Source organism: Brevundimonas sp. (genome assembly GCF_030656255.1).
Lineage (GTDB): Bacteria > Pseudomonadota > Alphaproteobacteria > Caulobacterales > Caulobacteraceae > Brevundimonas.
In genome coordinates this window covers 18462-39782 of the sequence record NZ_JAUSOE010000105.1, presented here as the reverse complement: position 1 = coordinate 39782, position 21321 = coordinate 18462, and the positions used below count along the sequence as shown (strand labels likewise).

Sequence of the window (21321 nt, the reverse complement as noted above, 5' to 3'; positions counted from 1 at the left end):
GGCCGCAACATCCACAACATCCGCGACTGGATCATCCGCAACTCGTCCGTCCCCATCGGCACCGTGCCCATCTATCAGGCGCTGGAGAAGGTGAACGGCATAGCCGAGGACCTGACGTGGGAGGTGTTCCGCGACACCCTGATCGAACAGGCGGAACAGGGCGTCGACTATTTCACCATCCACGCCGGGGTGCGCCTGCCCTTCGTGCCGATGACGGCGAAACGCGTCACCGGCATCGTCTCGCGCGGCGGCTCCATCATGGCCAAGTGGTGCCTGGCCCACCACAAGGAGAGCTTCCTCTACGAGCATTTCGAGGACATCTGCGACATCATGCGGGCCTATGACGTCAGCTTCAGCCTGGGCGACGGCCTGCGCCCCGGCTCGATCGCCGACGCCAATGACGAGGCGCAGTTCGCCGAGCTGCGCACCCTGGGCGAACTGACCAAGATCGCCTGGGCCAAGGGCTGCCAGGTGATGATCGAAGGCCCCGGCCATGTGCCGATGCACAAGCTCAAGGCCAAGATGGATGAGCAGCTGACACACTGCCACGAGGCGCCCTTCTATACGCTTGGCCCGCTGACCACCGACATCGCCCCCGGCTATGACCACATCACATCCGCCATCGGCGCCGCCATGATCGGCTGGTTCGGCACGGCCATGCTCTGCTACGTCACGCCCAAGGAGCATCTGGGCCTGCCGGACCGTCAGGACGTCAAGGACGGCGTCATCACCTACAAGATCGCCGCCCACGCCGCCGACCTGGCCAAGGGCCACCCCGCCGCCCGGATGCATGACGACGCCCTGTCGCGCGCCCGGTTCGAGTTCCGCTGGGAGGACCAGTTCAACCTCGGCCTCGACCCCGAAACCGCCCGCAAATACCACGACGCCACCCTGCCCAAGGAAGCCCACAAGACCGCCCACTTCTGCTCCATGTGCGGCCCGAAATTCTGCAGCATGAAGATCAGCCAGGACATCCGCAGGGACGCGATGGCGCAGAATGATGCGGGGGCGAGTTTGGCGGACGCCGAGGCCGGGATGGCGGAGATGAGCGCGAAGTTCCGCGCCGGGGGCGGGGTGGTGGAGGTGAAGGTTTAGATGCAATCTCTTGCTAAGGATGGCCTCTTTCTGCAATCGAAGAGACAAGCCACCTGCGAGGGAAAATGGGCCGGAAAAAGCTTGCCGAGAAAGATCACTTAATCGCCGCGCTGGTCCTTAGCGTAGTGGGACTCGCGTTCATTCTTGCAGCCAATACTTTCAACGCAACGCTGTTGAAGGTCGATATCGATAACGCGACGGCAAATATAGGCGCTCTACTTCTTATCGTCGGCGTTCTTCAGTGGCTGTTCGACAGCTCTGTCAGGCAGAGTTTTTTCAAGGACATTCGCTCGGAAATCATTGACTATCGCGGCGTCGCAGAGTCGGGAATTTGTGAGTATCACCACGATTCGAAAGACGTTGATTTCAAAGAACTTTTTCTGACTAGTGCGAACTTGATTGTGGGTGTCAATTACAGCGCAAAACTTATCGACAGCTCGATCGAACTTCTCGGCGCGCGAGCAAAAGCGAACAAGAATACAACCATTATTTGCGTTGCTTCCGACACTCCTGCAGAGGCTTTTCTAGAAGCGGATTATGGAAATCCGGGAATCACCAACCGAATTAGAAAGATCATACAGGTCGCGCGCGAGCACGACCCATCTGGCAAACTCATCAGGATAGTCAGGGTGCCGACTGTTTTACGGTACTCGTTCGTACAGTTTGATCATAGAATTTGGGCCATACCGGGCACCAGTGGCCGAGGTCGACGAGCGGTTCCCGGATTTTTTGTACGGCATGGAAGTAGTTGGTTTGATCACTTTAGCCACGATATCGAAAAGTTGCTTGAAATAGGTCATGACGAAGAATCTGATCGAAGAAATCCGCCAACTCGCCGAAGTCTTTGGGACAGAATCTGTCGTAAGAGCGGCTGAAAAATTATCCTCAGAAGCGGATCGTGACTCGGTTTGCACGATCATAGTCAACGAAGGCATGCACCATATTCCAAGTCGAGTTCTTCGCGGAGATGTTTACGTGTACTCGCGCGGACCTCTTGATTTTAGTTCAGAGCACAAGCTTAACGATCAACTTTCTGAGTACGCTAAAGGGTTGATTGAATTCCTCAGATCTAAAAAATGGTCTCGTGTTTTCGTAGTGATTTCTGGCCACGCTGTCGCATGCATGTCTGTTAAGCTGATAGTGTTCCGGGTTACACACATGGAGAGCGAGGACTGGGTTTTCGATGGAGAGGGTAACTACCTGCTTTCGGATGTCATTGTTCGCTCTCAACTGAGGCGTTCCTCCCAGCGGAGCTGATCCAAGATTGATTTCTGATCCGTTTCGGCCCGTGAACTCGGACGTAGCCTCCCTCTCCCGTTGGGAGAGGGCTTGAGCGCCTGAGAGCCGTCAGGCGATCAGACTTGCGCGAAAGAGTGAGGGTTGGACCTCGCCGCAGATGCACGACCCTCACCCTTTGGCTGCTTCGCGCCGCCCTTCGGGTCGGCCAAGACGCATCGCTGACGCTCTGCGGGCCTCAAGCCCTCTCCCAACGGGAGAGGGACGCACAGTGAGATTTCCGCTATGCTGCGCCAATGTTCAGCATCCTCAACTATCCTGAACTGATCGAAAGAGCGCTCCAGGACGCCGCTTGGGTCGCCAAGCACGGCACGCGCGAGGAGAAGTCCGGCAAGTTCCTGCCGCCGCCCGGCTGGACGGGGCATCTGGTCACCGCCGCCGACGCTCCGGCTGCGCCCCGGAAGAAACGGGCCTGACCTCTCCTTTCGTCATCCTCCGGCAAGCCGCCTCTTCGCGGCGCAGACCGGGGGACCCAGCGGCCTGCGTGAGCAGGACCCTGTCGCGGACTCGGCGTTCGAGATCCGTGCAGCGGACGCATCGCCTTCGGCGCCGCTGGGTCCCCCGGTTCCGCTGCGCGGCCCGGAGGATGACGAAAGGAAGGGAACTGCTAGACTGGGGTCCGAAATGAGCAAGATTTTCGACACCGAAACCGTTCTGAAAGCCGGACGCGACGCCGCCCGGATCGCGCGCGAAGGCACGCGCGAGGAGAAGTCCGGCAAGTTCCTGCCGCCGCCCGGCTGGAAGGGGCATCTGGTCACCGCCGACGACGCCCCGGCTACGCCCCGGAAGAAGCGGGCCTGACCTCTCCTTTCGTCATTCCGGGCGCAGCGCAGCGGAGACCCGGAACCCAGCGGCGCCGTCAGGCGAAATCCATCCGCCGCACTATGTCCGAAGATCGAATCCCCGGCAGTTTCGCGCTCTCGCGCGCCTCCCCCGGTCCCGCTTCGCGGGCCGGAGGATGACGAGGGGTTCCGGGTCTGCGGGCCAAGAGGCCCTTCGCCCGGAATGACGAAAGCGCCCGGGCAACGAAGGCGGGATCACCCCTTTGCGCTCCTAATTCCGTCGTTCCGACCGTTGACTATATTCAGCTTTTCCGGCTCGCGCGCCAATCAACCCAGCACGCCTTCCCCCCGCCGTATAATCCCCCGGTCCCGTTTCGGGGCGGATCGGCCTGGGAGGGGCGTATGGATGGGACCGAGGGAGGCTTTCCCTACAAGACCGACGGCGGAAGCGGCCTGTTCGACGGGCGGCTGACCAGCGAGGACTTCGCCGATGCGCCGGGCCGGCCGTCCTGGGATAGGCGGTCCCAGGACGCGGCGCCCCAGGATGAGGCGTCGCACGAGACGCGGCCCCTGTATGACGGGCGGCCCGTGCGCGATCCCTATGACCGGGGCGGCGGCTATCGCCGGGCCTCGGACGAAGCCTGGGCGGCGGCGCGCGACGACTATCTGGCCGGCGAGACGGCCGAGACGGTCAGCGCCCGCTACGGCATGGCGATCAGCACCTTCCGCCAGCGCGCCAGGGACAAGGGGTGGCGGCGCGTGGACCAGGTCGATCCCCCCTATGATCCGCTGGACCTGAACGAGGCGGCGGCGGACGGCCCGGCCGACTATGGCCGGATGGCGGACATGGCCCTGATGCGGCTGAACCGCGCGGTCGAGGCCGGCCGCGCCATCGAGGCGGCGCGCTGGATGCGCCTGCACCTCAGCCTGACGGCCCTGGCCCGGGATGGGTCGCCGCCCCCGCCGCCGCCTGCCCCGAAAGCTCCGCCCCCGAAAGACGCCAAGGAACCGGACCTCGCCGCGCGCGCCGAAGCCCTCGCCCAGGAGATCTGCGTCATCGCCCAGGCGGCCGCCGCCCTGACCCCCGGCGACTACGCCGGCCGCGACGCCCTGATGGCCCGGATCGACGCGCTGGACGACCTGGAGCCGGCGGTGATTTCAGACAGAATAGACAATTCAGACGGTGTTTTTTCGGAGGGACAGTCTGAAACCGGGCCGCCGTGACATCATCACCTCCCCATTCGCGAAGGCGAATGGGGAGGACAGGTCGCGTCAGCGACCAGGAGGGGGCGACTCGGTCGTCGGGACGACCCATATTCCTGTCGCACACCCGGTCGCCCCCTCCTGGCGGCGCACGCGCCGCCTGTCCTCCCCATCGGCCTGCGCCGATGGAGAGGTGAAGCTCACACCTCTGACGCGATCTTCCTCAGGGCCTCTTCGAACGCCTGGGCCGGCTGGCCGCCGCTGATCAGGTATTTGCCCTCGACCACCACGGCGGGGACCGAACTGATCCCGCGCGACCGCCACAGATCCTCGGCGTCGCGCACGGCCTGGGCGTAGCGGCCCGAGGCCAGGACCTCGCCCGCCTCGGCCCGGTCCAGCCCGGCGGCCTCGGCCGCGGCGGTCAGGACGCCGGCGTCGGTCAGGTTGCGGTTCTCGGTGAAGTGGGCCGTGAACAGGGCCTGTTTCAGCGCCTTCTGCTTGTCGGGCGCGGTCTCGTGGGCCCAGTGCAGCAGGCGGTGGGCGTCGAAGGTGTTCCAGATGCGGCTGTCGTCGGTCATGCGCATGTCGAAGCCGCTCTCGGCGGCCCGCTCGCGGATCATGGCGCGGTTGGCGGCCGACTGTTCCGGGGTGGCGCCGTATTTGCGGCCGATATGTTCGACGATGTTCTCGCCCTCGGGCGCGATCTGGGGGTTCAGTTCGAACGGCTGAAAGGCGATGTCGGCGGCGATCCCCTCGCTCTTGAGGGCGTCCAGCGCCGTCTCCAGCCCGCCCAGCCCGACCACGCACCAGGGGCAGACCACGTCGGAAACGAAGTCGATCTTCAGGGTCTTGGTCATGGCAGGGGCCTTCTGGAACAGCGGGTGTTGCGAGAATATGGGGAGGCCCCGCCCAACGCCAAGCCTCAGCCGATCTTCAGATCGCGCGGCGGCCGGATCCTGCGCCAGCGCGCCTCCACGAAGGCGAAGGCGCCGAAGGCCATCAGCCCCGCCGCCGTCAGCCCCAGGATCCACGACCCGCCGGGCTGGGCCTCCAGCGCGTCCAGCGCCGCCGCCGTCGTCGTCACCTCGCCCGACCGCGCGTGCAGCCCCGCCAGGACCACGAACACCCCCAGCGGCAGATAGGCGAAGCCTCGCGCCCCGTATCCCGCCCGCGCCAGAGCCGTCGCCGGCCCCCGCACCGCCGCCGGACAGGCCAGGGCCGCGTCGAAGTCGTTTCTGAAGGCCCTGACGATATTGCCGACGCCGACGCCCAGCACCACCAGGCCCGCCGCGATCAGTAGCAGCCCCCCGAACGGCAGGCCCAGCACCATGGCCGCCTTCTCCTGGTTCTCGGCCACGCTCTCGGCCTGGTCCGCCGCCCTCGACGTCGCCTCGCCCACCTCGTCCAGATACTCGAACACCCCCGCCGCCAAGAGGCCGTAGAACAGCCCGCTGGCCGCCTGACCCGCCCGCGTGGCCCAGCCCTTCAGGTCGGTTCCCTCATGGTCCGCGTCGAACACCGCCTGCAGCACGCGCCAGCCGACGAAGGCCCACAGCCCCAGCCCCAGCAACACCAGCCAGACCCGCCCGAACGGCTGCTCCGCCAGCCACCCCGCCGCCCCGCCCGCGCCCACGGCGTCGCCGATCCGGTCCATCGCCGCCAGCAGGGTCAGCGCCCCCGCCGACAGATAGACGAAGCCCCGCGCCCCATAGCCGACCCGCGCCGCGCCCTCGATCAGGGTCGTCAGCTTGGGGATGCGGCGCGTGGCGGGGATACGACTGCGGACGGTTCGGCCCAGAGCGGCGGCGGCGTGACGAAGACGGGCGGCGAACATGAGGGCTCCAGCGCGGCGGAGCGGTTCAACGCGCCTCCCCGCCGATGGCTCCCTTTAGGCCGCCTGACCTAAGCGGCCCGCCCTAAGCGGACTGGGCCGCCGGCAGCTCCAGCACTACCTTCAGCCCGCCCATGTCGCTGTCGCCCAGGGTCAGCCGCCCGCCATAGGCCCGCGTCAGGTCCTCCACGATCGACAGGCCCAGGCCCGAGCCCGGCGCGCTCTCGTCCAACCGGGCGCCGCGCTTCATGACCTCGTCGCGCTGGTCGGCGGGCAGGCCGGCGCCGTCGTCCTCGACCACAACGATCATCTGACCCAGGCCGCTGGCCCCGGCCGAGACCCGCACCCGCCGCGTGGCGAACTTGGCCGCGTTCTCGATCAGATTGCCCAGGATCTCCTGCAGGTCCTGCCGCTCGCCCAGGAAGGCCAGGTCGTCGGGCGCGCGCCAGTCGATCTCGGCGCCCTTGTCGCGGAACACCTGCTCGATCATCACCGCCAGCTCGTCCAGGACCTCGGGCACCGGCGTGGTCTCGCCCAGGCCGTGGGCGGCGCGGGCGGCGGCGCGGGCGCGGCGCAGATGGTGGTCGACCTGGCCCTGCATGACCTTGGTCTGGCGCCGCACAAGTTCGGGCAACTGCCCCTCCGCGGTCCCGGCCTCGGCCAGCATGACCGAGATCGGGGTCTTCAGCGCATGGGCCAGGTTGCCGACATGGGTCCGCTGGCGCTCCACCACCTCCTGGTTATGGTCCAGCAGCCGGTTGACCTGTTCGGCCAGGGGCTGGATCTCCAGCGGATAGGACCGTTCGATCCGGGCGCTGCGCCCCTTGCGCACCGCCGCGATCTCGTTGCGCAGGTCGTAGAGGGGCCGCAAGCCGAACTGGACCTGAATGAAGACAGCCGCCACCAGGCCCAGCCCCAGGATCAGCAGGGCGACCCAGGTGACGGTGGCGAACTGGCGCGTGTCGGCGTCCACCTCGGACCGGTCGATGGCGGCCAGGAAGACGACCGGGTTGTCGCGCCGGGGTATGGACTTCATGCTGGCGGCGACCCGCAGCGGTTCGCGCGTGGCCGGATCGTTCTTGGGCCCCAGGGTGTTGTAGGTGATCACCTCACCGAAAGCCGCGTCCAGCCGGGGCGCCAGGTCGACCGGCAAGGCCAGGTCATAGTTCCACAGCGAGGTCGAGCGGGCGATGCTGACCATCGTCCCGTCGGGCCGCACCTCCAGAATCTGCCAGTATTTGCCCGACAGCAGCCGCAGGGTGCGGGCGTCCTGGATCTGGGGGACCACCTCGCCCTCGCCGGTGCGACTGGCCGCCACCACGATCTCGTCGATGGTCTCGTCCAGCATGTCGCCCAGGCGCCGCAGGGCCGATTCCTGGAAAGCCTGGGTCAGGACCACAGCGGCGATCACCAGGGCCACCAGGATCCAGGCCGAGGCCAGCCAGATCAGCCGTCGGGTCAGGGACCGGCCGGGCCGCCCCAGATAGCGGCCCCAGTCGGCGCGCCGCCCAGGCGCGTCGGGGGCGGGGGCCGGCTGAGACGCTGGCGTCGGATTCACGCCGCCTCGGACTCGCCGGCCAGGGGCGTCAGCCGATAGCCCAGGCCTCGCACGGTCTCGATCCGGTCGGACCCGACCTTCTTGCGCAGCCGGCCGATGAAGACCTCGATAGTGTTGGAATCCCGGTCGAAGTCCTGATCGTACAGGTGCTCGACCAGTTCGGTGCGGCTGATGACCCGGCCCTGGTGCATCATCATGTAATGAAGCAGCCGATACTCCAGCGAGGTCAGGCGCAGCGGCTCGCCGTTGACGCTGGCGCGCGCCGCGCGCGGGTCCAGCCTCAGGCCGCCGCACGCCAGGGTCGCCGAGGCGATGCCGTCCGAGCGGCGCAGCAGGGCCCGAAGACGCGCGAGCAGTTCCTCGGTGTGGAAGGGCTTGGTCAGATAGTCGTCGGCGCCGGCGTCGAAGCCCGCCACCTTGTCCGACCAGGCGCCGCGCGCGGTCAGGATCAGCACCGGCGTCGTCTTGCCCTCGCGCCGCCAGCGCTCCAGCACCGACACCCCGTCGATCTTGGGCAGGCCCAGATCCAGGACGACCACGTCATAGGGCTCGTTCTCGCCCAGATAATGGGCTTCCTCGCCGTCGGGGGCGTGGTCCACGGCATAGCCTGCGTCGGACAGGGCGGCCTTCAGTTGACGCGACAGATCGACGTCGTCTTCGACGAGAAGGACACGCATCAGTCTGGCCTGCGACGCTGATTGTTATTGGAGCCGCCGTCGCGCGCACGGCCGGTCTGACCGTCGACCACAACCTCGCGGACGCGGCCATCGCGTTCGACCAGAACGGAATAGTCTCCGTCGCCGCGGGGCCGGGTGTCGATGGGACGCCCCCCGACAGCCTCGCCGCCACGGCGGCGCGCCTCGTCCGGGCTGACGCGCGGCTGGCGCGGCTGGGGCTGGGGTTGGGTCTGCTGGCGTTCGTCGCGCGACTGTGCGCTCGCCGCCGGAGTAAGGACCGGGGCGAGGACCAGGGTCGCGACGGCGACGATCAAACTGGCTGACTTGCTGAACATGGACGTCAATCTGGCGCCGTTCTCCTGAACAGGCCCTGAATGATCCGTATAGAATAGGGCGGACCGAAACGCCATTGCGCGAACGCCGAACGCTCCGGACCTGACGCATTTCTCATCTAGATGAACCGAACCTGATCGCGCCTGTTCAGATCGGGCTCAGCCGCCACGTCGTCAAATCTCCTCATCGCCGGTCAGCCCGACCGGCCCGAACCGAGGAGAAACATCATGCGGAAGTTCATCATCCCCGCCGTCGTCCTGGCCGCCGTCGCCTCGGCCGCCCTGCCCGCTGCGGCCCAGTCCTATGGCCATCACGGCCGCCCGCCCGTCTATCAGGCCGGCTACGGAAACTGGCAATCGATCAACGCCCGCCAGGCCAATCTGGACCGCCGCATCGACCAGGGCGTCCGTTCCGGCCAGCTCAGCCGCCGCGAGGCCACCCGTCTGCGCGGCGAGTTCAACGGCCTGCTGCGTCTTGAGGCCAACTATCGTCGCGGTGGCCTGACCGCCTGGGAACGCACCGACCTGGACCGTCGCTTCGACCGCCTGTCGGCCCAGATCCGCAACGAACGCCGCGACCGCGACAACCGTCGCGGCTGAACCTCCCCAGCCTTGATTACAGGAGCGCGGTCCGAAAGGGCCGCGCTCTTTCGTGGCGGGTGGTGAGCAGGGGTGGAGGGGCGACGCCGAGCGCGTATATGAAGCGTGGCAAAGCTTGGTTCGGTCAAGCTACCGCTGGGGGAAGACATGAAGTATTTTGGCGCGATCGCCTGCCTGTTCGCAGGAATGACCCCTTCCGCCTATGCACAGGAACCTGGCGCAGTGCCTGTACCGCAGGAAGTCTCGGCGCTGGCGGGATGCTGGCAAGGCACAGGATCGGTAATGGGCAAGCCGGTGTCGATCAGCCTGGCGGCCAAACCGATTACGGAAGGGGCGCTTTTCCTGGTCGAGGCTGACAGCCACGCCGTAACCGACCCCGCAGATCGGTACGCGGCGCATCTGATTTTCGGGGGCAAGGCCGCTGTGGATGGCAAGCCCGGCGGAATCTCGGCGTTCTTCGCCGACAGTTTCGGCGGTGATTTCACCTCTGTCGGAACAGGCTCGACTAACGCGAGCGGCTTTGAAGTCGCCTATGTCTACCCAGACGCCACCTTCGTGAACCGATGGACGGTGGCGCCCGCTTCCGCGTCTTGGACCATCGTGATGAAGGATGAGGCGGGAGAGGAGACGATGTTCGCCAGCTATGATCTGAGCCGCAAGCAGTGCGCCCCCTCGCCTACAACTTGATGAACGGCTGCATCAGCTTGCCCAGCCAGCCGTCCAACTCGATCTGACCGTCCAGGGCCACCACGCACAGGCAGGGCTCGGGCGAGACGACGCGCGGCTGGTGCAGCACCTCGCCGTCCGCCTCTTCGAAGTCGCCGACGTCGAAACGGGCCGTCTCGGTGGCGTAGGCGCCGTGGATGACGCAGGTCAGTTCGATCCCGCCGTGGGTATGGCGCGGCGTCTCGCGGCCCGGACCGATCTCCAGCAGGATGACGCGGCAGTCGCCGTCGCGCGGCGCGTGGACGTCGCGGGCGCGCATGCCCGGTCCCAGCCATCGCCACGGTCCCAGCGCATAACGGCGCAGGGGTTCCGGCAGGCCGACCATGTCATTCAGAGGCGTAGAGGCCAGAACCTGTCCGGCGTCGGCCTCGGCCCGCGCCAAAACGCGCGCCAGGGCGTCGTCCGGCATGGGCTCGGGCTCCAGATCGTCCAGCAACTCGCCGCCCACCGACTGAAGCGTGCGGACCCAGGCGTCGTTCTGCGGCCGCATCGCCAGATGGGCGGCGACCACCACGGCCTCGGGCGGGCTGAGGGTGCCGGCCGCATAGGCCAGAAGCCGTTCTTCGGAGGGGTTGTGACCGCCGGTCATGCCTCGCCTCCGTCGTCGTCAAGCAGGGTGCGCAGTTTGATCATCGCCTTGCGTATTCGGGATTTAACCGTGCCCAACGGCAAGTCCAGCCGCCGGGCGATTTCGGAATGGGGATTGTCCTGGAAGAAGGCCAGACGAAGGACCTCGATCTGATCCGCCGTCAGCCGCGCCATCGCGGACTTCAGCCGCGCCGCATCCTCGGCCATCAACACGATCTGGTCCGGGCGTTCCGGCTCTTCCTGCGACAGTTCGATCTCGGGCATCGGGGTGCGCCGGGCGTCCTGGCGCAGCACGTCCAGGCGCCGGTTGCGGGCGATGGTGAAAATCCAGGTCGCGGCGCGCGCCTTGGAGCTGTCGAACAGTTCCGCCTTGCGCCACACGGTCAGCATGGCGTCCTGGGCGAAGTCCTCGGCTGCGCCCGCAGGCGCCCCGGCCTTCATCAGATAGGCCTTCAGACGCGGGGCGAAATGTTCGAACAGGCGCGCGAAAGCCTCGCGGTCGCGCCGTAACGCCACCGCCTCGATCAGCCGGTCATGCTCGCCGCCCATAGCCGTCACGGGTGGCCGAATCCGCTGATAGATAGAAACCTGTCCATGCATGGAACCTAGTACGGTTCTGGCGAAAGTCTGGATCATTTCGTGATCCGGCCGCGCGTGCGGCGCGTATCTTCGCCACCTGTAGCCCGTCGTTCGGAGTCTTTATGTCCTTGTCGTCCCCTACCAGCGAGACCGGTCCGCGCCTGCGGATCGCCGTCGTGGGCTCGGGGATCGCCGCCCTGTCCAGCGCCTGGCTGCTGTCGAAACGCCACGATGTGACGATCTATGAACGCGACGACCGGCTGGGGGGCCATTCCAACACCGTCGACGTCCGCACCCCGACCGGCGAGACCGCGGTGGACACCGGCTTCATCGTCTTCAACGACGCCACCTACCCGAACCTGATCGCCCTGTTCGCCCATCTGGGGCTCGAAACGCGGGCCACCGACATGTCCTTCGCCGTCTCCCTGGACCAGGGCCGGTTCGAATATGCGGCCCCCGCCCTGTTCGCCCAGCGTCGCAACCTGTTTCGCCCGCGCTTCTGGTCGATGCTGAAGGAGATCCTGCGCTTCTATCGTTCGGCGCCCGGCGGCATGGCGGCCCTGGGCGACAGCGACCTGACCCTGGGCCAGTATCTGAAGCGTGAAGGTTTCAGCGAGGCCTTCCGCGACGACCACCTGCTGCCGATGGCCGCCGCCATCTGGTCGTCGCCGGCCCATACGCTGATGGATTATCCGGCGGAATCCTTCCTGCGCTTCTGCGGCAACCACGGCCTGCTGAAGCTGGTCGGTCGCCCCCTGTGGCGCACCGTCGTCGGCGGCAGCCGGGTCTATGTCGAGGAACTGACCCGCCAGATCGGCGCAGGTCAGAAGGGCGATGGGGTGCGGCTGCGGCGCGGCGTGGACCAGGTGCGCCGGGTCGACGGCGGCGTCGTGGTTCTCGACACGACCGGCGCCCAGGAGCGGTTCGACCATGTCGTCATCGGCGCCCATGCCGACCAGGCCCTGGCCATGCTGGCGGAGCCCACGGCGCAGGAGCGCGACCTGCTGGGCGCCTTCCGCTACAGCCGCAACCTGACCATCCTGCACACCGACGCGGGCCTGATGCCCCAGCGCCGCCGGGCCTGGGCCTCGTGGAACTATATCGGCGCCGACGGCGGCCTGTGCGTCACCTACTGGATGAACAAGCTCCAGGGCCTGCCGGGCCAGGACCTGTTCGTCACCCTGAACCCGCCGCGCCCCCCGGCCGCCGGGACCCTGTTGCGAAGCGAACTGTACGAACACCCGATCTTCGACCCCGCCGCCATCAAGGCCCAGAAGTCGCTATGGAGTCTTCAGGGCCAGGGCGGCGTCTGGTTCTGCGGCGCCCATTTCGGGGCCGGCTTCCACGAGGACGGGCTTCAGTCCGGTTTGGCGGTGGCCGAACAGCTGGGCGGCGTGCGTCGCCCCTGGACCGTCGAGAACGAGAGCGGCCGCATCCATCTGTCGTCGCCCTCGGCGGAACTGGTGCGGGCGGCGTGACCCAGGCCTCGGCCCTCTATGTCGGCGGGGTCTTCCACGCGCGTCTGCGGCCCCGACAGCACCGGCTGAACTACCGCGTCTTCTGGCTGATGCTGGACCTGGCCGAGATCGACGCTCTGCACGCCCGGCTGAAGACCTTTTCGCGCAACCGGCTCAACCTGCTGTCCTTCCACGATCAGGACCACGGCGACGGCACGGACCGTCCGCTGCGGGCCCAGATCGAGACACGGCTGGCCGAGGTCGGGGTGGATGTCGGTCAGGGCGCGATCCGTCTTCTGACCATGCCGCGCGTCTTCGGTTTCGTCTTCAATCCGATCAGCCTCTATTACTGCCATCACGAAGACGGGCGGCTGGCCGCCATGGTCTATGAGGTCACCAGCACCTTCGGCGAGCGGCGGGCCTATGTCCTGCCCGTCCTGGCGGCCGACGCCCAGGCCGGCCGGTTCCGGCAACACACCGACAAACGCCTGTATGTCTCGCCCTTCATGGACATGGACATGACCTATGACTTCAAGGGTCAGACTCCCGGCGACACCCTGGGCCTGGCCATCAATGGCTCGGACAGCGAGGGCCTGCTGATCGCCACCAGCATGAACGGCGCGCGCCGGCCGATGTCCGACCGCGCCCTGACCGCCGCCGCCCTGTCCATGCCCCTGCTGACGCTGAAGGTCGTGGCCGCCATCCATTGGGAGGCGCTGAAACTGTGGCTGAAGCGCGTGCCCCTGACCCGCAAGCCGGCGCCGGACCCCGGCGTGCTGGACCTGCGACACAGGGGTTAGGGACCTCAGCCGCCCAGGGTCATGGCGCGCGCCAGATCGGCGATCTCGTCGCGGGTGACGAAGCCGTCGCGATTGCGGTCGGCGGCGGCGAACCGCTCGCCGTTCAGAGCGCGGAACTCGTTCAGATCGACGGCGCGGTCGTTGTTGCGATCGATGGCGCGCAGCTTCTGAAGCTGGTCGCGGCTGGGGCGTCGCTGCGGAGCGGCGGCGCCGTCCGGCCGCAGGGCGCGCAGTTCGGACATCGTCAGACGGCCGTCGCGGTCAGCGTCGGCCCGAGCGAACCGACCCTCGCGCGCAGCGTCGAACTCGACCCGCGACAGGCGGCCGTCATTATTGACGTCCGCCTGCTGGAACAGGGCGCGGCCCGCGTCGGGCGGGGTTTGGGCGGGTGCGGGCATGGCGACGACCGTGATCGCTGCGGCGGCCAGGGCGGACAGGACAAGGCTTTTCATCTGGGCTCTCGATCAGAAAAGGGGCCCCGGCCGCGCGGTTGGGGGACGCGGCCGGGGCGACGGGCGGAGGACAGGGTGAGGCGCTCCGCCCGAACCGGGAAAGACGTCAGTAGGGGCGAGTGACCGACGAACTGCGCGTGGCGCCGCTGTTGGTCGTGGCGGTGCGGTTCACGGTGACGCCGTCGTCGTCGCGATAGGCGTCGACCTGGCGGTCATAGCCGTAGCCGTTCGAGGTCTGCACACTGGACGACCGACTGTAGCGGTCGTCGCCATAGACGCTCGAGGCGGCTCGGGTCTGGGTGTTCCCGGCCGGACCGGTGCGGACGGCCGTTGTGGCGTAGCCGTTCCCGGTGTTCACCGTGGTCCGGGCGCGAGCGCTGGACCAGCCCTGGCCGTCCACAGATCCATAGCGGGAGACCGAGGCCGAGCCGGGGCTGCGATAGACGTCCGCGCCGCGCATGGCGCTGTGATAGGGGCCGCTGACGCTGGCCGAGCGGTGGCGTGAAACCGACTGGGCCTCGGCGCTGTCGGCTGCGGCGGCGAGGCCGGCGACAACCAGCAGACCCGTCAGGGCGACGGCGGCGAAGGGACGACGGGGGGTCATGGGCAGGCTCCTTTTGCGAAGTCCGGCCTGTTCCGGACGACTGCAGACTGCCAGACCCGGCCGTCCGGGGTGTGTCGCCCCGGCGCCCTTGCGTAACAGCGTGTATCCGCCTCTGGCGGGGCGGATGCGGTTGCGCCAAAGCTTGGCCCATGACGACGGCTCTGATCCATCTGGTCGAGGACGACCCCGAAATTCGCGACCTGGTCTGCGCCCTGCTGGCGCGCGAGGGGCTGGAGTGCGCGGCCTTTCCCGACGCCGCGGCCTTCTGGCGGGCCTGGGCGGTGAAGCGGCCGGATCTGGTGGTGCTGGACCTGATGATGCCGGGCGAGGACGGCCTGTCGGTCTGCCGCCGCATCCAGGGCGCGGTCCCGGTGCTGATCGCCTCGGCGCGAGGCGAGCCCCTGGACCGGGTCGTCGGGCTGGAGGTCGGGGCCGACGACTATATCGCCAAGCCGTTCGAGCCGCGCGAGCTGGTCGCCCGCGTCAAAGCCCTGCTGCGCCGCCGCGATCGGGCCGAACCCCGGCCCCCGGCCCGTCATCTCGCCTTCGACGGCTGGCGCCTGGACCTCGCCTCGCGCGCCCTGACCGACGCGGAGGGTCAGGTGGTGGAGTTGACCGGCGGGGAGTTCGACCTGCTGGCCGCCTTCGTCAAACGCCCGCAGCAGGTCCTGTCGCGCGACGACATCATGGACGTGCTGAAGGGGCGTCAGGCCGACGTCTTCGACCGTTCCATCGACATCCAGGTCTCGCGCCTGCGCCGCAAGCTGGGCGATCATCCGCGCGAACCGCGCCTGATCCGCACCGTGCGCAACGCCGGCTATCTGTTCACCCCAGACGTCGAGGTCCAGCGGTGAGGCGCCTCGGCCTCGCTAATCGTCTGACGCTGACGCTGGTCCTGGTCGTGGTGACGCTCCAGGCGGTCAGCGTCCTGGGCCTGCTGCGGTTTCAGCGTGGCGATCAGGACGAATGGCGCCTGCCCGTGCCGGTGAGGATCGCCGCCGCCGCCGCCGCCCTGGACCGCACGCCGTCGCAAGAGCGGGACGACCTGCTGGTGGCCCTGAACGGCGACGCCACCCGTTTCTTCATCGCCGACGGGGTTCCGACCGGCTATCGCGCGCACGGCGGTCCCCTGCCCGTGCTGTTGCGCAGCTATGGGGCGGTGCTGGCGGCGCGCGACGTCCGGCTGCTGGTTCCCGAAGAGCGCCGCCGCTTCCGCCCCCGCCTCCAACGACGACAGACCGCCGTCTATGCGGTGTCGGTGGCGCTGGCGGACGGCCAGAGGCTGGTGGTCGCGCCGGGCCTGGGTCAGCGTCGCCGCAGCATGGCCCTGGCCGCCCTGGTGTTCAATCTGCTGGTCGGGCTGACGGCCGCGTTTCTGGTGTGGCGGATGGTGCATCGGGCGACCCGCGACCTCCAGGCCATCGCCGACGCCTCAGACCGTTTCGCCCGAGATCTCGCCGCCCCGCCGATGGAGGAGACCGGCCATGCCGAGGCCCGACGCGTGGCCTCAGCCTTCAATCGCATGCGCGCGCGTATCCAGGCCCTGATGGGCGAGCGGATGCGAATGCTGGCGGCGGCGGCGCACGATCTGAAGACCCTGATGACCCGGCTTCGGCTGCGGGTCGCCCTGATCGAAGACCCTGACCAGCGGGCGCGGGCGGACCGGGACGTGGCCCTGATGGCCACCTTGATCGAGGATGTGCTGCTGGTCGCGCGCGGCGAGGAGCGGCCGGTCGTTCTGGCGCCCGTCGATGTCGGACGGCTGCTGACCGATCTGGTGAGCGAACGTCAGGCCCTGGGCCAGTCGCTGACGCTGGAGACGCTTGAGTTCGGACAGGTCCGAGCCGACGCCGGAGGCCTGCGCCGGATCGTCGAGAATCTGGTCGAGAACGCCGTCGCCTACGCCGGCGCCGCCGAGGTCAGTTTCCACCGCGACGATGACCGATGGCGGCTGGCGGTCGTCGACCACGGCCCCGGTCTCAGCCCCGGCTTCGGGGACCAGGCCTTCGAACCCTTCGCTCGGGGCGAGGCGTCGCGCAGTCGCGAGACCGGCGGATCGGGCCTGGGCCTATCGATCGCCCGCTCGCTGGCGCACCAGATGGGCGCCGAAATCCGCCTCGAAACCACGCCCGGCGGCGGCCTGACCGCCGTGGTTCTGTTCAAGGCCGACTGACTACCGCGCCGAGGATCCGACGATCCGCGACAGGCCCTCGACCAGGGCGTCGAAGACGGCGCGGCAGCGGGCGTTTCCGCGCAGGTCCTCGTGCATGACGATCCAGGTCTCTAGTTCGATGTTAAAGGCGTCGGGCAGGACGCGGACCAGGTCGGGCTGGCGCGCTGCGACGGCGGTCTGGCAGATGCCGATCCCGAACCCCGCGCGGATGGCCGCCAGCTGGGCCACGTCGCTGTCCACCCTCAGGGCGAAGGCGTCGCGGCTCAGGGCCGGATAGTGCTGGACCGCCGCCCGGATCGCGGGGGTTTCGACATCATAGCCGATCAGATCGTGGTCCTTCAGATCGGCCAGGGTCCGGGGCGTCCCGCGTCTCGCCAGGTAGTCGCGATGGGCGTGCAGGCCGACGGCCAGGGCGCCGACATGGCGCGAGACCAGGGCCTGCTGTTCGGGCCGGACCATGCGCACGGCCACGTCCGCCTTGCGCTGCAACAGGTCGTCCAGGGCGTTGGACGGCGACAGCTCCAGCGCCAGCCCCGGATGGGCCTGGCGCAGCCGCGCCAATATGGGCGGAAGGTGTTCGACCGCCACCACCTCGCTGGCGCTGATCCGCACCGTGCCGGAAAGGGTTCCACCCTGCCCCTCGGCCGTGCGGCGCAGGGCGGCCGAGGTCGCGGCCAGACGCTCGGCCAGGGGCTTCAGCTCCAGGGCCGCGTCGGTGGGCGACAATCCTCTGGGCGTCCGCACGAACAGCTTGGCGCCCAGGGCCGTCTCCAGGGCGTCGATATGGCGGGCGATGCTGGGCTGGCTCATGTCCAGGCTCCGCGCCGCGCCGGACAGCGACCCCTCGCGCAGTACGGCGTGGAAGGTGCGGTACAGATCCCAGCTCGGCTCACTGTTCATTGGTTTTCGTATAGCAGGTGCAGAGTTTTCGACAATTCCGTTCAGCCCGCGTTCGGTCGATAACGACGTCATCAAACGGATGGAGAGCGACATGACGACGAAAACAGCACTGGTTCTGGGCGCCACGGGCGGCGCGGGCGGGGCAGTCGCCGCGCGGTTGCTGAAGGCCGGATGGTCGGTGCGCGCCCTGAATCGCCAACCCGAGGGCGTGCGCGGCGACGCCCGGATCGTCTGGATCAAAGGCGATGCGATGTCGGCGACGGATGTCGCGGCGGCGGCTGACGGCGTGTCCCTGATCGTCCATGCCGTCAATCCGCCCGGCTATCGCAACTGGGACACCCTGGTCCTGCCGATGCTGGACAACACCATAGCGGCGGCCGAACTGAACGGGGCGCGGATCCTGCTGCCCGGCACGGTCTATAACTACGGCCCCGACGCCTTCCCCGATATTGCTGAAGACGCGCCGCAGCACGCCAGGACCCGCAAGGGCGGCATCCGGATCGAGATGGAGCGTCGCCTGAAGGCCGCCGCCGATCGCGGCCGGGCCAAGGTGCTGATCGTGCGGGCCGGCGACTTCTTCGGGCCGGATGCGGCCAACAACTGGTTCAGCCAGGGCCTGGTCAAGGCCGGAGAGCGGCCGACGGCGATCACCTATCCGGGCAAGCCCGGCGTCGGCCACCAGTGGGCCTATCTGCCGGATGTGGCGGAGGTGATGGTGCGCCTGATCGAGCGCGACGACCTGGAGGCTTTCGCCCGCTTCCATATGGAGGGCCAGTGGGACGCCGACGGAACCCAGATGACCGGCGCCATCCGCCGCGTTCTGGGCGAGCCCAAACTGCCGATCAAGCCCATGCCCTGGCTGGTGATGCATCTGGCCGCGCCCTTCGTGCCGATGATGCGCGAACTGGCGGAGATGGCCTATCTGTGGAAACGCCCGACCCGCCTGACCAACGCCCGGCTGGAGGCTCTGATCGGCCCGGAACCGCGCACCCCGCTCGACGAGGCGGTGCGGGCCACCCTGGCGGGGATCGGCAGTCTGGAGCCGATCCATGCAGACAAACGCCCATAGGGGCGACGGGCGCAGCGCACAGATTGTAAAAGGAGAAATGGTGGACGCGACAGGGATTGAACCTGTGACCCCCTCGATGTCAACGAGGTGCTCTCCCGCTGAGCTACGCATCCGCCGTAGGGCCCCGGGAAATCGCCCCAGGGCGGGAAGAGCGGTCGTATAGCGGCCCGGCCTGGCGGCATCAAGCCGATTTCACGGCCAGACTACGATTTTTGGGAGAACGACGTTAAACGCGTCGCTCAGTTTCAGCGTCAGGCCGCGACCATCCGTTCGACTTCGCTGACCAGGTCGCGCAGATGGACCGGCTTGGACAGGACCTTGGCCTGGGGCGAGGCCTGGGCGGCGGTCAGGGCGACGGCGGCGAAGCCGGTGATGAACATGATGCGCAGGCCCGGCTGGCGGGCGGCGGCGACGCGGGCCACCTCGATCCCGTCGGCGCCAGGCATGACGATGTCGGTCAGCAGCAGGTCGTAGGGGCCGTGTTCCAGGGCGTCGATGGCGTCGTCGCCGTTCTCGCAGTCGATGACCTGATGCCCCGCCCGCTCAAGCGCCCGGGTCAGGAAGCCGCGAAGCGAACTGTCGTCTTCGGCCAAAAGGATGCGCGCCATTCGAGAACTGCCCGTTGAATCAAGAAGGCAACCTAGGCCGACAAGCGTAAACCGGCGATGAAATTCACCGGTCGAACGTCTTCCTTCCACAGCGAAACCCGTTATGCGGGGATCATGACCACGGACGGGGCCAGTTTCGCGATCACCCGGCCGCCCGTTGCGGCGCCCGAAACGGCCCTGGTCTTCGCCTCGCCCCACTCGGGCGAGACCTATCCCGACGACATGGGGGCGGTCGCCGGACTGGCCCGCGCCAGCCTGAAAAGCGCCGAGGACGCCCTGGTCGGCGCCCTGGTGCGCGAGGGGCCGGCCCAGGGCGCGCCCCTGATCGAGGGGCGGATCGGCCGGGCCTACCTGGACCTGAACCGCGACCCCGGCGAACTGGATCCGGACCTGATCGTCGATGCGGACGGTCCGGTCGGGGCCAAGACCCGGGCCGGATACGGCGTCATCCCCCGGCTGTCGGGCGACGGCCTGGCCCTGTACGACCGGCGCCTGTCGCTGGCGGAGGCCCAGGCGCGCATCCAAACCGCCCACGCCCCCTATCACACGGCCCTGGCCGAACTGATGGAACAGACGCGGGCGCGGCGGGGTCGGGCCGTGCTGATCGACTGGCATTCCATGCCGACGCGGGCGGTGGGGGCGGAGGTGGTGCTGGGCGACCGGCACGGGTCGTCGTGCCAGGCGCGGCTGACCCGGCGGCTGCGCGATCTGTTCGAGGGGCTGGGCTGGCGGGTGGCGCTGAACCATCCCTACGCCGGGGGCTGGTCCACCCAGGTCTGGGGCCGGCCGACGGAAGGCTATGAGGCGATCCAGATCGAACTGAGCCGCAAACTGTATCTGGACGAGGCGACCCAGACGCCCAACGCTGCGCACGCCGCGACCCGCAAGGCCCTGAACCGCGTCATCGCCGCCCTGTGCGCCGAAAACTGGGCGGCCTGACACCGGGTGACTGATCGGCGATAAGACGAAAAAAAGCCGCGCCCGGAGGCGCGGCATAAAAGTCTATAGGGAGGAAACGCCCAGGAAGGGCAAGACGCCCGGAGGCGTCGAAGGTCAATCTAGGTTGCGATGCACAATCGGTCAAGCGTTCAGCGCGGTTTTTGGGTCACGGCATGTTACGCAATTACGGCGCCTTTCGCCCTAATTCGGCGTCTCCAGCACGGGTCGGGACGTTCAGCCCCTGTCGCAACTGCAAAATAACCGTCATTCACCCAGCAGGCGGCGCGCATTGCGGATGGCGCGGGCGGCGGGCGAGGCCTCCTGCCGATAGATCAACAGGCCGAAGGACGAGGCCACGCCCAGGGCCAGCCACAGCGGCCCGAACAGCCAGGCCGCCGCCGCCAGGGCGAAGTAATAGCCCCGCACCCCCTGGCTGAACGAACTGAGGGCCGGGTTCAGCAGTTCGGCCGCCGCCTCGCCGAACGCCTTGCGGTCGACCTCCTTGTCGATCTCGGGCGCCGAGCCGATCAGGGCCAGGGTGTAGTTCATCTGGCGCAGGGCCCAGATGAAATCCAGGAAGCCCCGCGTCAGGCAGATCAGCACCAGGGCCAGCTTGGCCTCCAGGATCTTGATCGGCACATTGTCCGCCCCAACGGCGGCGAAGCCTTCCAGCTTGCTCTCGCCCCCGAACAGGATGCCGCCCACCGCCGCGATCAGCAGCAGATTGGTCGAGGCGAAGAAGGAGGCTGAGTTGATCGAATGGCCCATCAACTGGCTGTCGACCAGCCGCAGCTCGCGATGGGTCATGGCCGACATCCAGACCCGGCGGACATGGCTCATGTCGTCGTTCAGCGAGCCGCCGTGGCGGCCCACGAACTTCAGGATCGGCGCATAGCCGAGCCAGCAGATGAAGAAGAGCGCCAGCGCGGCCCAATCAACCCAGGTCATCGTGCGAATTGAGCCCAGTCGTCGCTGCGGCGCAAGCCCGCCGACTCAAGTCGCGCTTGCCGAGGCGGCGCGCGCGTCCTATCACGCCCGCCTCATAGAATTTC

At 67.8% G+C, this 21321-nt stretch carries 25 protein-coding genes and 1 tRNA gene; 13 read left to right on the top strand and 13 right to left on the bottom strand.

Translation table 11 applies throughout. The features are described 5' to 3' along the window. The 5 genes from thiC to Q7J26_RS10960 all read left to right on the top strand — a co-directional run. Nucleotides 1-1095, top strand: a 1095-nt coding sequence (gene thiC, locus Q7J26_RS10980; protein WP_304936482.1) for a phosphomethylpyrimidine synthase ThiC, incomplete at its 5' end; no start/stop codon positions are given. Between the two features lie 65 nt (nt 1096-1160). Next, nucleotides 1161-1970 carry a hypothetical protein gene (locus Q7J26_RS10975; protein WP_304936481.1) on the top strand — a complete coding sequence of 270 codons (810 nt, stop codon included), beginning with the start codon at nt 1161-1163 and terminating at the stop codon, nt 1968-1970. A gap of 657 nt (nt 1971-2627) precedes the next feature. Then, nucleotides 2628-2807, top strand: coding sequence for a hypothetical protein (locus tag Q7J26_RS10970; protein ID WP_304936480.1), 180 nt, complete (start codon nt 2628-2630; stop codon nt 2805-2807). 208 nt (nt 2808-3015) lie between these two features. Further along, the gene (locus Q7J26_RS10965) at nt 3016-3192 is read left to right on the top strand and encodes a hypothetical protein (protein WP_304936479.1); all 177 of its coding nucleotides are present in this window, start codon (nt 3016-3018) and stop codon (nt 3190-3192) included. A gap of 383 nt (nt 3193-3575) precedes the next feature. Next, a complete protein-coding gene (locus Q7J26_RS10960; protein WP_304936478.1) occupies nt 3576-4397 on the top strand; it encodes a hypothetical protein in 822 nt (273 codons plus the stop codon). Nucleotides 4398-4576: 179 nt separating this feature from the next. Here Q7J26_RS10960 and Q7J26_RS10955 read toward each other — a convergent pair whose 3' ends face one another. The 5 genes from Q7J26_RS10955 to Q7J26_RS10935 all read right to left on the bottom strand — a co-directional run bounded on the left by Q7J26_RS10955 (nt 4577) and on the right by Q7J26_RS10935 (nt 8777). Next, nucleotides 4577-5233 (bottom strand): DsbA family oxidoreductase, encoded by a 657-nt coding sequence (locus Q7J26_RS10955; protein ID WP_304936477.1) that lies wholly within the window; start codon nt 5231-5233, stop codon nt 4577-4579. 65 nt (nt 5234-5298) lie between these two features. Beyond that, nucleotides 5299-6210, bottom strand: a complete 912-nt coding sequence (locus Q7J26_RS10950) for a DUF1206 domain-containing protein (protein WP_304936476.1) — start codon at nt 6208-6210, stop codon at nt 5299-5301. 82 nt (nt 6211-6292) lie between these two features. Beyond that, the gene (locus tag Q7J26_RS10945; RefSeq protein WP_370651937.1) at nt 6293-7765 is read right to left on the bottom strand and encodes an ATP-binding protein; all 1473 of its coding nucleotides are present in this window, start codon (nt 7763-7765) and stop codon (nt 6293-6295) included. After that, on the bottom strand, nt 7762-8442 hold the full coding sequence (locus Q7J26_RS10940) for a response regulator transcription factor (protein ID WP_304936475.1): 681 nt from the start codon (nt 8440-8442) through the stop codon (nt 7762-7764). Before Q7J26_RS10940 ends, Q7J26_RS10945 begins: the two co-directional genes overlap by 4 nt. Continuing rightward, complete coding sequence (locus Q7J26_RS10935; RefSeq protein ID WP_304936474.1) at nt 8442-8777, bottom strand: PepSY domain-containing protein; 336 nt, start codon at nt 8775-8777, stop codon at nt 8442-8444. Before Q7J26_RS10935 ends, Q7J26_RS10940 begins: the two co-directional genes overlap by 1 nt. Nucleotides 8778-9002: 225 nt before the next feature. On the opposite strand from Q7J26_RS10935, the gene Q7J26_RS10930 reads away from it, so the two are divergent. Together Q7J26_RS10930 and Q7J26_RS10925 are read left to right on the top strand one after the other, a co-directional pair. Next, nucleotides 9003-9374: a hypothetical protein gene (locus Q7J26_RS10930; RefSeq protein WP_304936473.1), complete on the top strand. Its 372-nt coding sequence runs from the start codon at nt 9003-9005 to the stop codon at nt 9372-9374. A 147-nt stretch (nt 9375-9521) separates the two neighbouring features. Continuing rightward, nucleotides 9522-10061, top strand: coding sequence for a hypothetical protein (locus Q7J26_RS10925; protein ID WP_304936472.1), 540 nt, complete (start codon nt 9522-9524; stop codon nt 10059-10061). On the opposite strand, the gene Q7J26_RS10920 is transcribed toward Q7J26_RS10925, so the two are convergent. Then, nucleotides 10051-10689: a ChrR family anti-sigma-E factor gene (locus tag Q7J26_RS10920; protein ID WP_304936471.1), complete on the bottom strand. Its 639-nt coding sequence runs from the start codon at nt 10687-10689 to the stop codon at nt 10051-10053. The genes Q7J26_RS10925 and Q7J26_RS10920 overlap by 11 nt on opposite strands. Further along, nucleotides 10686-11237: a sigma-70 family RNA polymerase sigma factor gene (locus tag Q7J26_RS10915; RefSeq protein ID WP_304936483.1), complete on the bottom strand. Its 552-nt coding sequence runs from the start codon at nt 11235-11237 to the stop codon at nt 10686-10688. The genes Q7J26_RS10920 and Q7J26_RS10915 overlap by 4 nt, the downstream gene beginning before the upstream one ends. Nucleotides 11238-11389: 152 nt before the next feature. On the opposite strand from Q7J26_RS10915, the gene Q7J26_RS10910 reads away from it, so the two are divergent. Together Q7J26_RS10910 and Q7J26_RS10905 are read left to right on the top strand one after the other, a co-directional pair. Then, on the top strand, nt 11390-12745 hold the full coding sequence (locus Q7J26_RS10910; RefSeq protein WP_304936470.1) for an NAD(P)/FAD-dependent oxidoreductase: 1356 nt from the start codon (nt 11390-11392) through the stop codon (nt 12743-12745). Next, nucleotides 12742-13524 carry a DUF1365 domain-containing protein gene (locus Q7J26_RS10905; RefSeq protein WP_304936469.1) on the top strand — a complete coding sequence of 261 codons (783 nt, stop codon included), beginning with the start codon at nt 12742-12744 and terminating at the stop codon, nt 13522-13524. Before Q7J26_RS10910 ends, Q7J26_RS10905 begins: the two co-directional genes overlap by 4 nt. 5 nt (nt 13525-13529) lie before the next feature. Here the strand turns inward: Q7J26_RS10905 and Q7J26_RS10900 are convergent, their stop codons facing one another. After that, a complete protein-coding gene (locus Q7J26_RS10900; protein ID WP_304936468.1) occupies nt 13530-13976 on the bottom strand; it encodes a calcium-binding protein in 447 nt (148 codons plus the stop codon). A gap of 106 nt (nt 13977-14082) precedes the next feature. Beyond that, a complete protein-coding gene (locus tag Q7J26_RS10895; RefSeq protein ID WP_304936467.1) occupies nt 14083-14580 on the bottom strand; it encodes a hypothetical protein in 498 nt (165 codons plus the stop codon). 149 nt (nt 14581-14729) lie between these two features. On the opposite strand from Q7J26_RS10895, the gene Q7J26_RS10890 reads away from it, so the two are divergent. Both Q7J26_RS10890 and Q7J26_RS10885 read left to right on the top strand, forming a co-directional pair. Continuing rightward, nucleotides 14730-15434 (top strand): response regulator, encoded by a 705-nt coding sequence (locus Q7J26_RS10890; RefSeq protein WP_304936466.1) that lies wholly within the window; start codon nt 14730-14732, stop codon nt 15432-15434. Next, the gene (locus Q7J26_RS10885) at nt 15431-16753 is read left to right on the top strand and encodes a HAMP domain-containing sensor histidine kinase (protein ID WP_304936465.1); all 1323 of its coding nucleotides are present in this window, start codon (nt 15431-15433) and stop codon (nt 16751-16753) included. The genes Q7J26_RS10890 and Q7J26_RS10885 overlap by 4 nt, the downstream gene beginning before the upstream one ends. On the opposite strand, the gene Q7J26_RS10880 is transcribed toward Q7J26_RS10885, so the two are convergent. Continuing rightward, on the bottom strand, nt 16754-17653 hold the full coding sequence (locus tag Q7J26_RS10880; protein WP_304936464.1) for a LysR family transcriptional regulator: 900 nt from the start codon (nt 17651-17653) through the stop codon (nt 16754-16756). 91 nt (nt 17654-17744) lie between these two features. Here Q7J26_RS10880 and Q7J26_RS10875 point away from each other — a divergent pair, with 91 nt between their 5' ends. Next, complete coding sequence (locus Q7J26_RS10875) at nt 17745-18722, top strand: NAD-dependent epimerase/dehydratase family protein (protein ID WP_304936463.1); 978 nt, start codon at nt 17745-17747, stop codon at nt 18720-18722. Between the two features lie 38 nt (nt 18723-18760). On the opposite strand, the gene Q7J26_RS10870 is transcribed toward Q7J26_RS10875, so the two are convergent. Both Q7J26_RS10870 and cpdR read right to left on the bottom strand, forming a co-directional pair. Then, a tRNA-Val gene (locus tag Q7J26_RS10870) sits at nt 18761-18835 on the bottom strand. Nucleotides 18836-18973: 138 nt separating this feature from the next. Beyond that, nucleotides 18974-19330 (bottom strand): cell cycle two-component system response regulator CpdR, encoded by a 357-nt coding sequence (gene cpdR / locus Q7J26_RS10865; protein WP_166621901.1) that lies wholly within the window; start codon nt 19328-19330, stop codon nt 18974-18976. A gap of 114 nt (nt 19331-19444) precedes the next feature. On the opposite strand from cpdR, the gene Q7J26_RS10860 reads away from it, so the two are divergent. After that, complete coding sequence (locus Q7J26_RS10860) at nt 19445-20269, top strand: N-formylglutamate amidohydrolase (RefSeq protein ID WP_304936462.1); 825 nt, start codon at nt 19445-19447, stop codon at nt 20267-20269. 264 nt (nt 20270-20533) lie between these two features. On the opposite strand, the gene Q7J26_RS10855 is transcribed toward Q7J26_RS10860, so the two are convergent. Next, nucleotides 20534-21217, bottom strand: a complete 684-nt coding sequence (locus Q7J26_RS10855; RefSeq protein ID WP_304936461.1) for a DUF599 domain-containing protein — start codon at nt 21215-21217, stop codon at nt 20534-20536. Nucleotides 21218-21321: the final 104 nt, after the last annotated feature.

What these genes read in the sequence shown, in the direction of transcription:
- Q7J26_RS10975 (WP_304936481.1), top strand. Translation starts at nt 1,161, where the DNA reads ATGGGCCGGAAAAAGCTTGCCGAGAAAGATCACTTAATCGCCGCGCTG.
- Q7J26_RS10970 (WP_304936480.1), top strand. Translation starts at nt 2,628, where the DNA reads ATGTTCAGCATCCTCAACTATCCTGAACTGATCGAAAGAGCGCTCCAG.
- Q7J26_RS10965 (WP_304936479.1), top strand. Translation starts at nt 3,016, where the DNA reads ATGAGCAAGATTTTCGACACCGAAACCGTTCTGAAAGCCGGACGCGAC.
- Q7J26_RS10960 (WP_304936478.1), top strand. Translation starts at nt 3,576, where the DNA reads ATGGATGGGACCGAGGGAGGCTTTCCCTACAAGACCGACGGCGGAAGC.
- Q7J26_RS10955 (WP_304936477.1), bottom strand. Translation starts at nt 5,233, where the DNA reads ATGACCAAGACCCTGAAGATCGACTTCGTTTCCGACGTGGTCTGCCCC.
- Q7J26_RS10950 (WP_304936476.1), bottom strand. Translation starts at nt 6,210, where the DNA reads ATGTTCGCCGCCCGTCTTCGTCACGCCGCCGCCGCTCTGGGCCGAACC.
- Q7J26_RS10940 (WP_304936475.1), bottom strand. Translation starts at nt 8,442, where the DNA reads ATGCGTGTCCTTCTCGTCGAAGACGACGTCGATCTGTCGCGTCAACTG.
- Q7J26_RS10935 (WP_304936474.1), bottom strand. Translation starts at nt 8,777, where the DNA reads ATGTTCAGCAAGTCAGCCAGTTTGATCGTCGCCGTCGCGACCCTGGTC.
- Q7J26_RS10930 (WP_304936473.1), top strand. Translation starts at nt 9,003, where the DNA reads ATGCGGAAGTTCATCATCCCCGCCGTCGTCCTGGCCGCCGTCGCCTCG.
- Q7J26_RS10925 (WP_304936472.1), top strand. Translation starts at nt 9,522, where the DNA reads ATGAAGTATTTTGGCGCGATCGCCTGCCTGTTCGCAGGAATGACCCCT.
- Q7J26_RS10920 (WP_304936471.1), bottom strand. Translation starts at nt 10,689, where the DNA reads ATGACCGGCGGTCACAACCCCTCCGAAGAACGGCTTCTGGCCTATGCG.
- Q7J26_RS10915 (WP_304936483.1), bottom strand. Translation starts at nt 11,237, where the DNA reads ATGGGCGGCGAGCATGACCGGCTGATCGAGGCGGTGGCGTTACGGCGC.
- Q7J26_RS10910 (WP_304936470.1), top strand. Translation starts at nt 11,390, where the DNA reads ATGTCCTTGTCGTCCCCTACCAGCGAGACCGGTCCGCGCCTGCGGATC.
- Q7J26_RS10900 (WP_304936468.1), bottom strand. Translation starts at nt 13,976, where the DNA reads ATGAAAAGCCTTGTCCTGTCCGCCCTGGCCGCCGCAGCGATCACGGTC.
- Q7J26_RS10895 (WP_304936467.1), bottom strand. Translation starts at nt 14,580, where the DNA reads ATGACCCCCCGTCGTCCCTTCGCCGCCGTCGCCCTGACGGGTCTGCTG.
- Q7J26_RS10890 (WP_304936466.1), top strand. Translation starts at nt 14,730, where the DNA reads ATGACGACGGCTCTGATCCATCTGGTCGAGGACGACCCCGAAATTCGC.
- Q7J26_RS10880 (WP_304936464.1), bottom strand. Translation starts at nt 17,653, where the DNA reads ATGAACAGTGAGCCGAGCTGGGATCTGTACCGCACCTTCCACGCCGTA.
- Q7J26_RS10875 (WP_304936463.1), top strand. Translation starts at nt 17,745, where the DNA reads ATGACGACGAAAACAGCACTGGTTCTGGGCGCCACGGGCGGCGCGGGC.
- cpdR (WP_166621901.1), bottom strand. Translation starts at nt 19,330, where the DNA reads ATGGCGCGCATCCTTTTGGCCGAAGACGACAGTTCGCTTCGCGGCTTC.
- Q7J26_RS10860 (WP_304936462.1), top strand. Translation starts at nt 19,445, where the DNA reads ATGACCACGGACGGGGCCAGTTTCGCGATCACCCGGCCGCCCGTTGCG.
- Q7J26_RS10855 (WP_304936461.1), bottom strand. Translation starts at nt 21,217, where the DNA reads ATGACCTGGGTTGATTGGGCCGCGCTGGCGCTCTTCTTCATCTGCTGG.